We start from the raw sequence: 14749 nt of genomic DNA on the forward strand, positions 1-14749 counted from the left end.
TAATTAAATTTGAATTAAAAATACAAAGTCTTAACTGCTTAACCAAATTACTACAATGTTGATTGCAAAATTTAAGACAATTCAATATTGCGGATTTTCAGTTCACACTTTTTATTTTATTTAAAAATTCTTCTGCTTTTATAAATCCTGTTATCCTTTCAACTTCTTTACCATTTGAGTTTATAACTAAAACAGTCGGCATACCTATCACATTAAACATTTTTCTTATTCTTTCAGTTTCATCTGATAAAGATTTAGTCATATCAACTTTAAAAGCATCAAATCGTTTAAATTCATCAATAACTTTGGAATCTGAGAAAGTTATTGCATCAAGTTCTTTGCACGGAATGCACCAATCAGCATAAAAATCAATTATCATTGGCTGGTTCTTAGCTAAAGAAGTTTGATAAAAATTATCCGAATATATTTTCCATTCCGGAGATTTTTCCTCTTTAGGAATCAGCAGGTATATTGCAATTCCAACCACAATTAAAGAAAAAGCATAGTTAAAATATTTAAAACCTTTAACTTTTCTGGCAGATTTATCAAACAATAAAATATAAAGAGAGGCAAGAATCATAAAAACGGGAAGAATATAATTAGCAATATTTTTAGGAAGAATCGGTTGCAAAAAATATAAAGCCATTCCTAAAAGGATAAATCCAAAAATATGTTTTATCGCATCCATCCAAAAACCAGCACGGGGAAGGTTCTTGATCTTACCTGAAAAGAGAGCTAAAAATATATATGGAGTTCCTAATCCAAGAGCCAAAAAGAAGAACATTAAAAATCCATAATAGGGATCTCCTTTTGCACCAACATAAGTCACCAATCCAAGGACAAATGGACCAATACATGGTGCAGCCACAATTCCCATTGTTAAGCCCATAAATATTGAGCCTAAATATCCTCCCTTTGCTCCGCCAGCTTTTGCTACCAATGAGTCTGGAAGTTTAAATTCATAAAGACCAAACATGCTTAATGAAAGAGCAACAAGAACCGCTGCAATACCAAAAATAACAAAAGTGTTTTGCAATAGCGTTCCGAATACAGCACCACTTAAGGCTGTAACCACACCAATGATAGAATATGTAACAGACATTCCTAAAACATAAAGAACACCAAGTAAAAATAATTTTCCAGTGCTGCCTTCACTTTGTCCGCCAAAGTAACCTATGGTAATCGGGATGAGCGGATAGACGCATGGAGTAAGGTTTAATGCAAGTCCACCAAGGAAAACAATTAGTAAGCTTAAAAATAAACCATTGGAAGCGAGATCATATTCCAAAGATTTTTCTTTTGGCTCTTCAATTATTTTTGGTGATGTACCTGCTGATTGAATTTGTTTACCTGAATCAATTTTGGTTTCTGTAACTTCAGCTTTTCCCGCAATAATATTTAATAGAATATTTTCTTGTACAAAATTTGGAGGCAGGCAGGTACTGTTGTTGCAAGCCTGATAATTGAGAACAAACAGAATTTTATATTTTCCAGCAATTGCATCCATTGGAATTTTTAATAAACCGGTTATTGTTATATCCCTTTCATAAACAGAAACTGGTTTTTCAGAAAAATCAAATTTTAATTCTTTTGCTTTTGGATAGATTATTGAAGTTAGTTCAATTTTTTTATTAGCTTGTCCAATCTTTAACACAGTTGGAATTAAATAATCTTCATTTGGTTTGTTGGAGTTAATATGCCAACCATCATCCATGCTTACCGTTACAGAAACTTTAACTTCGCTTCCCGCTACAACACTTTCGTTAGATAAAGTAATTTTTGTCTTTACCAAATCTTTTGATGCATCTGGTTGAGGAAATAAATTACTGTTAAAGAAAATAAAGTAAATCATTCCCAACGTTAAAACACATTTGACTCCTGCTTTTCGGTAGGCTAGGTTTGATGATTTGATTATTGTTTCCCTCATTTTTTCCTCCAGCCTTGAACAATAGGAAATCTTCTTCCGTAGCCAAATGCTTTTGTAGAAACTCTTAAAACTGGTGCTGCCTGTTTTCGTTTAAATTCATTCATATCAACCATTCTTAAAACTTTTTTTACAATTTCAGGATTTCCTACTTCTTTAACAATAAACATGTAATCTTTGTTCTCTTCCAGGTACATTTTTAAAATTTTATCAAGTAATGGATATGGTGGAAGAGAATCCTGATCAACCTGGTTATGTTTCAATTCTGCCGATGGTGGCTTTTCAATTATCTCATGTGGAATTATTTCTTCTTTTCGGTTTATGTAATTAGCCAACCTGTAAACATCAGTTTTATATAAGTCTGCAATAACTGCAATTGCACCGCTCATATCACCATACAATGTTGCATAACCTGTTGCAAATTCGGATTTATTACCGGTTGTTAACAAGAGATAAGCAAATTTATTAGCAAGAGCCATTAAATAAATTCCACGAATTCTTGGTTGGATATTTTCTTCAGCAATATCTTCGGCAACATTTTGGAAAATCGGTTTCAAAACTTCTTTTATATTTTCAAACACTGGCTGTATAGAAATTGTTTTAGATGAGATGCCTAATTTTTTAATAAGTTTCTTTGAATCATTCACACTTCCTTCGCTGGAAAATTCTGAAGGCATCATTACAACATCAACTTTTTCTTTACCTAATGCCTGAACAGCAATATATGTAACGAGAGCAGAATCAATTCCTCCGCTTAAGCCTACAAGAGTTTTTTTGAAACCAGTCTTAGAACAATATTCTCTTACACCAAAAATTAAAGCATCCAAAACTTCTTTTTCAAATATTCCTTCAACTTCTAAAATCGGATTGTACTTTTTGTTAGTATCAAAAATGAAGTAATCTTCTGAAAAAATTTTTCCTAATTGACATAAATTTCCATCGGTATCAAAGCACATGCTTGCACCATCAAATATCAACTCGGTTTGCGCACCTGCACAACAAACATAAGCCAGTGGAAGATTATCAGCTTTGGTAAGAACCGCAAGCATTTCTTTCCGCTGCTCCCTTTTTCCATAAGCATATGGTGAAGCTGATATGTTTATAAGAATAGTTGCACCAAGCTTTACCTGTTTATCAACAGGATCGTTCATATACCTTCTCTTTTTCCAGTAATCAACATCATTCCAGATGTCTTCGCAGATTGAAATTCCCAGTTTCTCATCTTTAAATTGGTGAACTGCAACTACCTTTGCAGATTCAAAATATCTTACTTCATCAAAAACATCGTAGTTAGGAATAAGTGTTTTATTTTGGATGAACTGAACTTTACCATTGTAACAAAAAACTGCCGAGTTAAATACATCCGTTCCAACATCATCCAAATTTTCTGTTATTGTTCCGAATATCAATCCAATGTCAGTTGTCTGCGCAGCAATTTCTTCTGTTGCGGATTTTATCTTATCCCGGAATTCCTGCTTTTCAACTAAATCCTGTGGAGGATAACCTGGTAAAGCAAGCTCGGGACAGATAACTAAATCAACTTTGTCATCGATTCCTTTTAAATATGATTTTAATATTTTTTCCTTGTTCCCTTCAATATCGCCTATCAGCGAATTTAATTGACAGACTGCTATCTTCATAAACTTATATTTTTGTTTTAGGTAAAAATATGAAAGAAGGCATGCTTATACAACGAGAATATTGAAGTTGAAGAGATATTCAAAGTGCAAAACAAATTAAAAGTATTTTGGTGAAATGCTTTATTTCAACCAGATTTTTCTATAACTTCATTTGAAAATTTTTAAGATAAATTGATTTTTAAAAGCATATCACATTAACTACCTGGCATTAAATGGTTTTAACCTGGAATGAAATAAGAAAACGTGCAATTGATTTCGTTAAGGAATGGGAAAACGAAACACGAGAACATGCTGAAGCAAAAACCTTTTGGGATTCTTTCTTTAATATATTTGGAATTACCCGCAGAAGAATTGCCAGCTTTGAAGAACCAGTAAAACAACTAAATAAAGAATACGGTTTTATTGATTTGTTTTGGAAAAGCAACCTGATTGTTGAACACAAATCCAAAGGAAAAAGCCTTGATAAAGCATACAGCCAGGCGCTTGCTTATTTTGGCGGGATTAAGGAAGAGGAGCTTCCTAAATATGTTATTGTTTCTGATTTTTCCCGCTTCCGGCTTTACGATATTGATGAGAATACGTACCACGAATTTAATCTAAAAGATTTGCCAAAGAATATTCATAAGTTCGGGTTTATACTCGGTTATCAAAAGAAAGTTTACAAGGATGAAGATCCTGTTAATATCCTGGCTGCTGAAAAAATGGGGAAGCTTCATGATGCTTTATTAGAAAACGGTTATTCTGGTCACCAGTTAGAAGTATTTTTAGTAAGACTTTTATTCTGCCTTTTTGCAGATGATACTGGAATATTTACAAAGGATAGTTTTCATTTTTACTTGGAGAATAAAACAAAAATTGATGGTTCTGATCTCGGAATGCATCTCGGTTCCATATTCGATACTTTAAATAAAGATTACAAATTCCGTCAGAAAAATTTAGATGAAGACCTTGCTGCATTCCCTTATGTGAATGGGAAACTGTTTGAAGAATTTTTTCCTGTTCCGTCATTCGATAGCAAAATGCGGAAAGCATTACTTGAATGTGCTTCTTTTGATTGGAGCAAAATCTCCCCCGCAATTTTTGGCTCAATGTTTCAATCTGTAATGGATAAAGAGAAGCGCCGTAACCTTGGTGCTCATTATACATCAGAAAAAAATATTCTTAAAGTTGTTAAAGGGTTATTTCTTGACGAACTGCATAAGGAATTTGAAGAATGTAAAGGCAGCATTAAAAAGCTTGAACAATTCCATGAAAAAATTTCTAAACTAAAGTTTCTTGATCCCGCTTGCGGCTGCGGAAACTTTTTAATTATTACTTACAGGGAAATAAGATTACTTGAAATAGAAATTCTAAAAAGAATTCACAAACCAAAGGCTGTTTCGCAATTAGAACTTAATGTTCAGGTGCTTTCTAAAATTGATGTTGATGCTATGTATGGTATTGAATTCGAAGAATTTCCTGCACGTATTGCAGAAGTTGCTATTTGGCTGATCGATCATCAATGCAATATGAAATTATCTGAAGAGTTTGGTCAGTATTTCGTTCGCCTACCGTTAAAGAAATCTCCACATATAATACATGGAAATGCACTAAGATTAATGTGGGAAGATATTATTCCTAAAACTGAGTTGAGTTATATTCTTGGCAATCCTCCGTTTGTAGGAAAGAAGGAACAAAATGAAAACCAGAAAATTGATATGGATTTAATTTTTTCTAATGTGCAGAGTGCAGGTATCTTAGATTATGTGACTTCGTGGTATGTAAAAGCAGCAAGATATATTCAAAACACAAATATCAAAGTTGCTTTCGTGTCTACAAATTCAATAAGTCAGGGTGAACAAGTATCCATATTGTGGAAAGAACTATTTAGCAATTATAAAATAAAAATTCATTTTGCTCACAGAACTTTTAAATGGAATAATGAAGCAAAGGGTAATGCCCAAGTTCATGTTGTAATAATTGGATTTGCTAATTATGACAATAATTATAAACTCATTTATGATTATGATACTCCGAGATCTGATGCCCAGGAAATAAGAGTTAAAAATATTAATCCATATTTAGTCGAAGGAAGTGATTTTGTTGTTTCTAAAAGAAATAATCCGATTTGTAATGTGCCAGTTTTAAATTATGGAAGTATGGCAATTGATGATGGACATTTCATTTTTAGTAATGATGAAAAGGAGGAATTTCTAAAAAGTGAACCGGAGGCTGCCAAATTCTTTCGTCAATTTACTGGTGGATTGGAGTTCTTAAATAATATCTTGCGATGGTGTTTATGGTTAGAAGATATTCAACCTTCAGAGATTAGAAATTATCCATTTATTTCTAAAATTATAAAGGCAGTTAAAGAATATAGATTATCAAGCAATAGGGCAGCAACAAAAAAACTTGCTAACTATCCTTATATGTTTGGAGAGATTCGACAACCGAAGACAAATTATGTTCTAATTCCAAAAGTATCTTCGGAGTTTAGGAAATATATTCCGTTAGGAATTTATCCACCAAGTATAATTGCAAGTGGAAGTTGTTTAATTTTACCTAACTCAAATTACTTCCATTTCGGTGTTTTATCTTCAATGATGCACACAGCCTGGATGAAATATACATGTGGCAGACTTGAAAGCAGGTTTCAATATTCAAATACAATTGTTTACAACAATTTCCCCTGGCCAGAAAACCCAACCGACAAGCAAAACGAAAGAGTTGAAAAAGCTGTAAGCCAAATGCTTTCAGTGCGGGAAAAATATTTCGCAAAAGGTTCTTCGCTTGCGGATTTATATGATCCAGTTGCAATGCCAAAAGATTTGGTAGATGCCCACAAAGAAATAGATGATGCAGTGGATAACTGTTACAGGAAAGAAAAATTTACCTCAGAGCTGCAACGGTTAGAATATCTGTTTGATTTATATAAGAAATATACTCAGCCATTAGTACACGAAAAGAAAAAAGGAAGAAAATAAACTGAACTGGATTTTAGTTAGAAGATTGGAAACATATAAATTAAAAGGGACTTTCTTATTAAGAAAGTCCCTGTAAAAGAATTTTAATAACGGCTACTTGAACCTGAAAAGCTTCTGGTTGTGTTTTTCGGACGAGCTTCATTAACAGTAAGTTTCCTACCGTTAAGCTCAACATTATTTAACTGGTGGATAGCATTACTGGCTTTTGAAGAATCAGCCATTTCAACAAATCCAAAACCTTTGGATGCGCCGCTTTGCATATCTTTAATTATTTTGCAAGTATCAACGTTACCAAATGGTGTAAACTTGTCTTCAAGTTCCTGAGAAGTTGTTTCTCTGGATAGATTACCAATAAATATGTTCATAATAAAAACTCCTAAATAAAATTTAATAAATTGAAAAATTGTTTCTGTAAAAGTAAAGGGAGCTTTGTAGATGTGAACTTCAATAAGGAAACGAAAAGAATCAAATTTTATTGGAGTTATGCAGGATGCAAAATTCAAAATACTAGTGTCAGAATTTATGATCAATTACACTAACGAAATCGCGAGAAGTAAATGACCATCTTCAATCTATACCTTAAAATTTAGAATAACAAGAGGATAATAAATATAAGTTATGTAATAACTCTTTAGGATTGCCATAATTCATTTTTAGATTGATTAACCATGCTACGTGGTGCTGCAAAGAAAATATTTTACACGTAAGATGAATTAATTGCATTTCTTCCTAGTAATTATTTTTATCCAAGACGGGGGAACCGCTACATCTTTTTTAACTGTGCTTGCTTATATCAATTTAATTGTATAAAATAAATAGAGAAGGTCATCTCTAAATTTCTGTTGAAAAGTGTTTACTTATAAAGATTATTCTCTTTTGGCTAATATCATCAATAGAAATTTTGTAAAACCATTATTTTAATCTTAATGATCAAAATTAATAACACTAAATAGTTTAGTAAATTCTTTTATAAGGAGATAAAAATGAAGCGCCAATTTATACTTTTACTTTTTGGTATAATACTCTTTTCAATTAGGAACTATTCTCAAATTCCTAATGCAGGATTTGAGTCCTGGCTTAATGGTAATCCGGAAGGTTGGTCTACAAATAACGCGGCTCCCTCTTACTTCCCAATAACTCAATCAAACCAATCTCATGGAGGAGCATCATCTGCACAAGGATCTATAATTGATGTGCAAGGGTTTGGAGTTCCGGTTGTACTTTCAGCAGGAACTGATGGGGGTGGATTTCCCATAAGTACAAATCCTGCAGCTTTACATGGATGGTATCAGTTTACAGGAGTTGGAGGGGATATATTATTAATTACAACTGTGTATACAAAAAATGGAAATGGAATTGGTGGCGGGCAGTTTTTAGGAAATGTAAATACTACAACTTATTCTGAGTTTGTAGCAAATACTACCTGGATAAATCCGGGCGAAATACCTGATACAGCTTTTATAACTATCCAGATTCTAAATACAACAACATTTTTTCCACATGCCGGTTCTACTTTTATAGTTGATGATTTAGTTTATGGAAACGCAACTTCAGTTGAAAGTGAAAATATACCAGCAGTATTTCAGCTAAAGCAGAATTATCCAAATCCATTTAATCCTTCAACAAAAATAAATTATGAAATTCCAGCAACTGGATTTGTATCTTTAAAAGTGTACGATATGCTTGGGAAAGAAGTTGCTACATTGGTTAATGAAGAAAAGTTAGCCGGTGATTATGAAATAGAATTTGCTCCACAAGGTTTACTTAGTGGAATTTACTTCTATAAACTTAAAGCAGGTAATTTTGTAGAAACCAGGAAGATGATTTTATTAAAATAATTGCAGAGAGCTTACTATTTGCAAACAATTTTAGTATTTAAAATAAGAAAGGGGACTTTTTTTTAGAAAGTCCCCTTTAAAAGAATTACCAACGTGTTGAGTTGGATCTGCTTCTATCATTATTTTTCGGACGTGCTTCGTTAACGGTAAGCTTTCTTCCGTTAAGTTCAACGTTGTTTAATTCGTTAATAGCTGCAACAGCTTTGGAATTATCAGACATTTCAACAAAGCCAAAACCTTTAGATTCGCCACTTTGCATATCTTTAATAATTTTGCAACTGTCAATATTCCCGTATTGAGAGAATTTATCTTCCAATTCCTGGGATGTTGTTTCTTTTGATAGATTGCCTATGAAAATATTCATTTAGAACTCCTTAATAAAATTTGATAAAAATTAGTTTGTTTTGGCTGAAGTAAATGGGACTTTGTAGAGAAGGACTTCAATAAGAAAAGGAAATGAATCAAGTTTTATTGGAGTAAATCAAAATTCGATGTACTAGAGCAAAGACATTTAGTTAATTGAATAACTTTAAATTATGTTAGATCAAATAACTGCTATCAAACTACACTTAATAAGTTAGAATAACAAGAAAATAATAATTTAGTGTATAGAAGTTTTTGATTAGTACAAGTTGAAAGCAAACTAAAATAACTTTCCATTAAATAATTTCAACGCAATCGCAATTTAGAATCTATGTGTAAAACCGAAATTTGCTTTGTGTTCCTGGTAATCGGAAGTATTTCCGGTTGTGATGGAATAAAATGACGAACGTATTACAAATGTTATCATATCAGCATTGGTAATTGATAATCCGGATTGCAATGTAATTATTGCAGATTTTGTTGTGGTAGCATCAGAATAACCCAATGTTAAGGAGTTAGATAATTTTGAATTTAACATCCTGTTATTAATTCTTAAGTTATAAGATGAAGTCGTATTTTTACTTCTGTTTTGAATATCAACAACATTAATTGAAACACTTGGTGTTACAGACCAGCTCATACCGAGCATAGTTGTTAAAGAAAAAGTTAAATTATCTGCCTTAACTTCACTCCCCTTTCTTAAAATATTCAAATCTTCTGCAAACTGAGTTGAATAACTTGCTGATATGGAATGATTCATTTGAAGCAATTGCAGTTGAGTCATCAGGTTAAATGAATAAGTGGAATTTATGTTGTTTACTTTTAGCGTATCGCTTGAAGCATCATTAGACATATTGTTTCGCATCGTGCTAACCACAAATGTAATTTCCTTTATTGGACGGACATTGGCAGAAATGCTGTACATCGCACGGGATAGCGTATAAAGTTTTTGTTTTAAGAGATTATCATTTTGAAATTGAAAGTTACCTTGTATATTGAATTTGTTTTCGAACAAGCGAATACCCGTTGAAAAATAAATATTTCTTCTATCATTTATTAAAGAACCAAGTCCAAGCGAAGTATAACCCGGGTTAATTAATGAATACCCAATTTTGGAGTTAACAATATTATGATTGAAAATTAATTCAGCACTATAAGCAAAATCCGCATTTGACGACAACCTAATTTTATAAATATCATCAATAAAGGTTGGCATATCTGCTTCTGCAATATCTTCCTTATTGTAAGTAGTGCTGTTCATATCTCTTGTAAAAACAGAACCAGCCACTTCTCCCACAAACCTGAACATATTATCAAGGAATTTAATATCCGTATTGGCACCAACAACCAAATTTTCCTGCGGTGTTACACCAAATTGAGAACCTGATTTGCTGGCAGTTGAATCCTTTATAAAAAGATCCTTTGGTAAAGATGCAGTATTGTCTCTTACTCGAATTACATTCAAATCAAAAAATGACGATTCAGCTTTTCCAATTCCAATTTTTAATCCACCCAGGTACCGTGAGTATGCAGAAGAATATGGTCCGGCTTGAATTGCACGCTGAGTTTGCCCTCCAACTATTTGAAATCTAAAAAGATTTGAGTACAACTCTAGCCCACCACCACGAATTGTAACTCCATTTAAAATCAGTGGTGAAAATTCGTGATTAAAATCTCCAATGTGCGCTTTCCCCCAGCCCCATTCCGGATGAATAGCAATTTGATTTATCTGCTGACGTGCAGAATTTCCTTCTGTAGAAAGCATTATATCGAAATCGATGCTGAAATTTTCAAAAAGAGTAAGTGTAGGTCTAAAGAAAATTCTGCCGGATGATCCTGGTCTTCTTCGCTCCCTACCCGAAATTGAGTATAGTTCACCATATAATCCAGCTTCTCCAGAAAGTTTAACAATTGTAGGCGAAATTAATTTTTCTAATCCTTCTTTCTGGATTTCAGTTTTTATTGAGTCGCGTGGTTCTTGTGCAAGAGTAAAAATAAAAGGTACTAGAAATAAAATTCCTAATACAAATAGTTTAATTTTCATAGCTACCCTCGTAAATCATTTCTGGTTAATGATTTCTTTTGCTTCTTCTAATCTTCCGCTTTTATGAAGAACTTCTATTAATCTTTCTTTAAGTATTTTATTTTCGGGCTGAGATTTATATAAAATTATTAATTCATCGCAAACATCATTCAATTTATTTAATTTAATAGCATTAGTTATTAATCCCGAATAGGCTTCATTATCTACTTCATCAGCATATATTATCCGTTTGTATGAAAGTAGAGAATTGTAAAAATCATTTTGCTGTTCAAAGATTTTTGCTAATCCAAAGTGAGCCTTTTTTACTTTTGGATTTATTTTTATTGCCTTTTCATAATCAGCTTTTGCAGTTAACAAATTTCCTAAGGCGCAGTTTAATTCAGCACGATTAATTAATAAAAATAAGCTGGTGGGATATTCTGTGATGTAATTATCTAATAAAATTCCATATTCCTTTTGTTCAAGATTTTGTTTTATAAAAATTAAACTACTTAGAATATTTTCTTCCAATATTTTCAAATCTTCTTTTTTAGATGCATAGTCTCTCCTCATATCAATATTTTCCAGTGATTTATTTTCACTGAGCGAAGCAGAAAGATTCTTTTGTTCTTCATCTAATTTTATAATATTGTATTTGAGAGATAATTTATAATATTCCAGTGCAGATTGCATTTCGCATTTGATATTATAGCAAGACGCTACCTGATATAATACAAATGGATTAAGTGATTCTTGCTCATATGCCCACTTGAAATATCTAAAGGCGGAATCAATGTTGTTAAGTGATTTATATATTATTCCAATTTGGTATTTTGGGTAATAATCATTCGGATAATAATTTAGAAAAAGTCTATTAAGATTTAATGCGTCAACAAAAAGAGAATCTTCCATATATAATTTAAAAAGAATTTTATAAGCGGAATAATTTTGCCTGTCGATCTCCAAAACTTCATCAAGATTTTTTTTCGCTAAAGTTTTTTCCTTTGTCTCTAAAAAGCATTTTGCTGATGAAATTCTGGCTTCAATACTATTTGGGTTCAATTCAATAATCCTTTGATATAAAGATTGGGCTTCTGTGTATTTATCGTCCAGAATATAAGCATCAGCTATTTCCATCATCACTTTCAGATTATTTTTATTAAACAGAATTAATTTTTCAAAAACATCTTTTACTTTTTCAACCCGATCAATCGCCTTTAAGTAATTAGCGTAAATAAAATAAGTTTTCTTTTCATTCGGAAAATCCCTGATCAAGTTTTCATATAAACTAACAACTTTTTCTTTTTCATTCTGATATTGATATGCGTTTGCTAACAACAATGATGCTTCAAAGTTGTTAGGCTCGCTTTTAACAATATCTTGCAAGAGTATACTGGCAGCATTATACTCTTTCAACCCTAACAGTAACTGCGCATAAGCTTTCTTAAGATTAAGATTATTTGGAAAAATTTTTCTTGCTTTTTCAACCTGTTCTTTTGCTTTTTCAAATTGTTTCTGCTCGAATAAAACTCCTGCCAAATTAAGCTGGGCATTTTCATTTAAAGGATCAAGTTCAACCGATCTTCTAAAAAAAGAAGCAGCTTCTAACAAATTTTTTTGTTGATAGAGTAAAACACCTTTATTATAAAAGACGGCTCCAAGAACTTTTTTTGCTTCATCATTTTTCGGATTTAATTCAATCACCTTCTTTAATAACTTTTCTGCTTCATTATAATTATTTTGGGAGGCATAAAGTTTACCAAGAGAAAAAATAACTTCTTCATTCTGCGGATAAATCTTGTCAGCTTTTTCCAAAATTTCTATTGCTTTATCATGTTGTTTAAGGTGATTATAACAATCTGCCAGATATTGATATACACCCAACGGTTGGGAATTGGAATCAAATATGCCTCTAAAAATTTCTGCTGCCTGTTCATACTTTCCAGAATTGTATAATTCGATGGCATTTTTTAGATCGACCTGTGCAAAACATAAGACAGGAAATAATAATAAAATCAAAAATATTTTATTCAGCCTGTGCATATAAATCCGTAATGCTTTCATTTCCAGATGTATCTACCGTAACAACTTTATAATAATATGTTGTTGTTCCGCTGATGTCCTCAAAATAGAATTCTGTAATAAGTTTAGAATTTAATTTTTCATATATACCTGTTGGAACGGAACTTCTGTAAATATTATATCCCGCCAAATCAAAATCAAAAGCTTTTTCCCACTCAATTTTAACGCCTTTAGAATTAACCGAGGCTTTAATGTAACTTATTGGCGGTGGTGGATTATTATCCCGCACAATGACAGTATCTCCTCTTGTAAATTCACTTTCATTTTTTACAGTATCCAATGCTGTAGCAAAGTATATATATGATTTTCCTTTAACTACAGCAGTATCCACATACTGGAAAGGAGCAGAGTCTAAAACTTTTATCTTAATTGGTTTTTGCCCAACTTGATTCCGGTAGATACAATAACTGGTTGCATCCATTGAAATACTTTTACCACATGAAACTAATACATATTTTCCTTCTGCATTTTCTGCGGTAATACTTGATGGCGGTAATGGTGGTTCATCATCAGGAACCGTAATAATTATGCTTACTTTTTCGCTTTCATTATTCATACTATCAACAGCGGATATGCTGAAATAAAATTTTTTCCCCGGCAGTAATCCTTTACCTTTATAACCTTTATCGTCATAGGAAAAAGTTTTTATAGGCTCATGTGTAATCCTTGGTTGTATTTCCATACTCTCACCACGATAAATATAATAGCCGGCAAGATCATTCGCTTTAGAAGGTTTCCATTTTAATACAAGATTTCTTTTTTCTAGTTTATATGTAACATTACTTGGAGGATCAGGTTTTGTAATATCAGTAGCTATAACTGCAACGGAATTACAACGCTCACTTTCATTACCATTCTTATCTAAAGAAGAAACCGAATAAAAATATTGAATTCCATTTTTAACAGTTGAATCCGTATAGAAAGGATATTCTAATGGAATTATTTTCTTATTCAATTTTAATAACGGTTTATCTAATCCAAATGAACGATAAATATTATAACCAGCCCCATCAAGTTCCTGACTCATAGCCCAATTCAGGTTAATTTTTTTATCGCCTGTTTCAGTTACAAGACTTTGTGGAATTGATGGTGGCACATTATCCTTAGGTATAGCCTTTACAATTTCCGAGTGTTTACTCTCTCTACCCATCGGATCAACAGCAGTGATGAAATACTGATAGGCGAGACCATTCTCAATGAACAGATCTTCAAACACTGGTGGATTATAATCATCACGTAATATTAATTTCTTATTAACTTTTTCAAATCTGCCATCTCCGGATTTTCTATAAACAGAAAACTGAACTGCAATGTCATCATAATTTCCAGACCACTTTGGATATTCCCAATTCAGTTTTATCTTCTCATCTCCAACCTCAACTTTTATCTTTAATGGTGCTGCCGGAAATACTTCCTTCAACAAAATCTTTTTATTGTAAGATTGTTTTTCTTTTCCTCTTGAATCTACAACTGTTATTTTATAATCATATTCCTTTCCTTTCTGAGCAGTAGTATCCAAAAACCATCTACCTGTAACTTTTGCAACAGAGAGATTTAAAAATGAAAGTAATCCTCCATACAAATCACTTGATCTTAATTTTCTTAAAATTTCAAAGGCATCGCTTGTTTTAGTTGCTTTTTCCAGGACATCCCAGTCATCTCCAACTATCATTCTTGCTTCAGAAGGATCAATAACAGCTTTAACCGGTTCTTTACTTATTAGCTTAAATTCACTTTCTGATGGCAATGGACCACTTCTGTAAACAAGAAATCCTTCCTGTGTTTTTGGAGGCTCAAGCAGGAAAATGCCAACAGAATCCCCTTTTGTCATTACGAAGAAATTCTCTTTCTGTTGTGCATTTAATACAACTGCAATTAAAAGTATAATCACCATTAATACTTTTTTCATTTTAACC

The 14749-nt window shown here is 32.3% G+C and carries 9 protein-coding genes; 2 read left to right on the forward strand and 7 right to left on the reverse strand.

The features are described from left to right. Nucleotides 1–97 precede the first annotated feature (97 nt). Nucleotides 98–1927, reverse strand: coding sequence for a thioredoxin domain-containing protein (locus NTX22_05715; protein MCX6150002.1), 1830 nt, complete (start codon nt 1925–1927; stop codon nt 98–100). Next, nucleotides 1924–3564, reverse strand: a complete 1641-nt coding sequence (locus NTX22_05720) for an NAD+ synthase (protein ID MCX6150003.1) — start codon at nt 3562–3564, stop codon at nt 1924–1926. Before NTX22_05720 ends, NTX22_05715 begins: the two co-directional genes overlap by 4 nt. Nucleotides 3565–3776: 212 nt before the next feature. Between NTX22_05720 and NTX22_05725 the strand changes: the two genes are divergently transcribed. After that, entirely contained in the window at nt 3777–6527 is a 2751-nt protein-coding gene (locus tag NTX22_05725; protein MCX6150004.1) for a hypothetical protein, read from the forward strand. 83 nt (nt 6528–6610) lie between these two features. On the opposite strand, the gene NTX22_05730 is transcribed toward NTX22_05725, so the two are convergent. Further along, nucleotides 6611–6892 carry an RNA-binding protein gene (locus tag NTX22_05730; protein MCX6150005.1) on the reverse strand — a complete coding sequence of 94 codons (282 nt, stop codon included), beginning with the start codon at nt 6890–6892 and terminating at the stop codon, nt 6611–6613. A 618-nt stretch (nt 6893–7510) separates the two neighbouring features. Between NTX22_05730 and NTX22_05735 the strand changes: the two genes are divergently transcribed. After that, entirely contained in the window at nt 7511–8365 is an 855-nt protein-coding gene (locus tag NTX22_05735) for a T9SS type A sorting domain-containing protein (GenBank protein MCX6150006.1), read from the forward strand. Between the two features lie 85 nt (nt 8366–8450). Here the strand turns inward: NTX22_05735 and NTX22_05740 are convergent, their stop codons facing one another. From NTX22_05740 to NTX22_05755, 4 genes are all read right to left on the reverse strand, one after another. Further along, the gene (locus tag NTX22_05740; GenBank protein MCX6150007.1) at nt 8451–8729 is read right to left on the reverse strand and encodes an RNA-binding protein; all 279 of its coding nucleotides are present in this window, start codon (nt 8727–8729) and stop codon (nt 8451–8453) included. A gap of 321 nt (nt 8730–9050) precedes the next feature. Continuing rightward, nucleotides 9051–10772, reverse strand: coding sequence for a hypothetical protein (locus NTX22_05745; protein ID MCX6150008.1), 1722 nt, complete (start codon nt 10770–10772; stop codon nt 9051–9053). Nucleotides 10773–10787: 15 nt separating this feature from the next. Beyond that, complete coding sequence (locus NTX22_05750) at nt 10788–12815, reverse strand: tetratricopeptide repeat protein (protein ID MCX6150009.1); 2028 nt, start codon at nt 12813–12815, stop codon at nt 10788–10790. Then, the gene (locus tag NTX22_05755; protein MCX6150010.1) at nt 12778–14742 is read right to left on the reverse strand and encodes a hypothetical protein; all 1965 of its coding nucleotides are present in this window, start codon (nt 14740–14742) and stop codon (nt 12778–12780) included. Before NTX22_05755 ends, NTX22_05750 begins: the two co-directional genes overlap by 38 nt. Nucleotides 14743–14749: the final 7 nt, after the last annotated feature.

This window comes from Ignavibacteriales bacterium, assembly GCA_026390815.1.
Taxonomy (GTDB): domain Bacteria; phylum Bacteroidota; class Ignavibacteria; order Ignavibacteriales; family SURF-24; genus JAPLFH01.

What these genes read in the sequence shown, in the direction of transcription:
- NTX22_05740 (MCX6150007.1), bottom strand. Translation starts at nt 8,729, where the DNA reads ATGAATATTTTCATAGGCAATCTATCAAAAGAAACAACATCCCAGGAA.
- NTX22_05715 (MCX6150002.1), bottom strand. Translation starts at nt 1,927, where the DNA reads ATGAGGGAAACAATAATCAAATCATCAAACCTAGCCTACCGAAAAGCA.
- NTX22_05745 (MCX6150008.1), bottom strand. Translation starts at nt 10,772, where the DNA reads ATGAAAATTAAACTATTTGTATTAGGAATTTTATTTCTAGTACCTTTT.
- NTX22_05750 (MCX6150009.1), bottom strand. Translation starts at nt 12,815, where the DNA reads ATGAAAGCATTACGGATTTATATGCACAGGCTGAATAAAATATTTTTG.
- NTX22_05730 (MCX6150005.1), bottom strand. Translation starts at nt 6,892, where the DNA reads ATGAACATATTTATTGGTAATCTATCCAGAGAAACAACTTCTCAGGAA.
- NTX22_05755 (MCX6150010.1), bottom strand. Translation starts at nt 14,742, where the DNA reads ATGAAAAAAGTATTAATGGTGATTATACTTTTAATTGCAGTTGTATTA.
- NTX22_05725 (MCX6150004.1), top strand. Translation starts at nt 3,777, where the DNA reads ATGGTTTTAACCTGGAATGAAATAAGAAAACGTGCAATTGATTTCGTT.
- NTX22_05735 (MCX6150006.1), top strand. Translation starts at nt 7,511, where the DNA reads ATGAAGCGCCAATTTATACTTTTACTTTTTGGTATAATACTCTTTTCA.
- NTX22_05720 (MCX6150003.1), bottom strand. Translation starts at nt 3,564, where the DNA reads ATGAAGATAGCAGTCTGTCAATTAAATTCGCTGATAGGCGATATTGAA.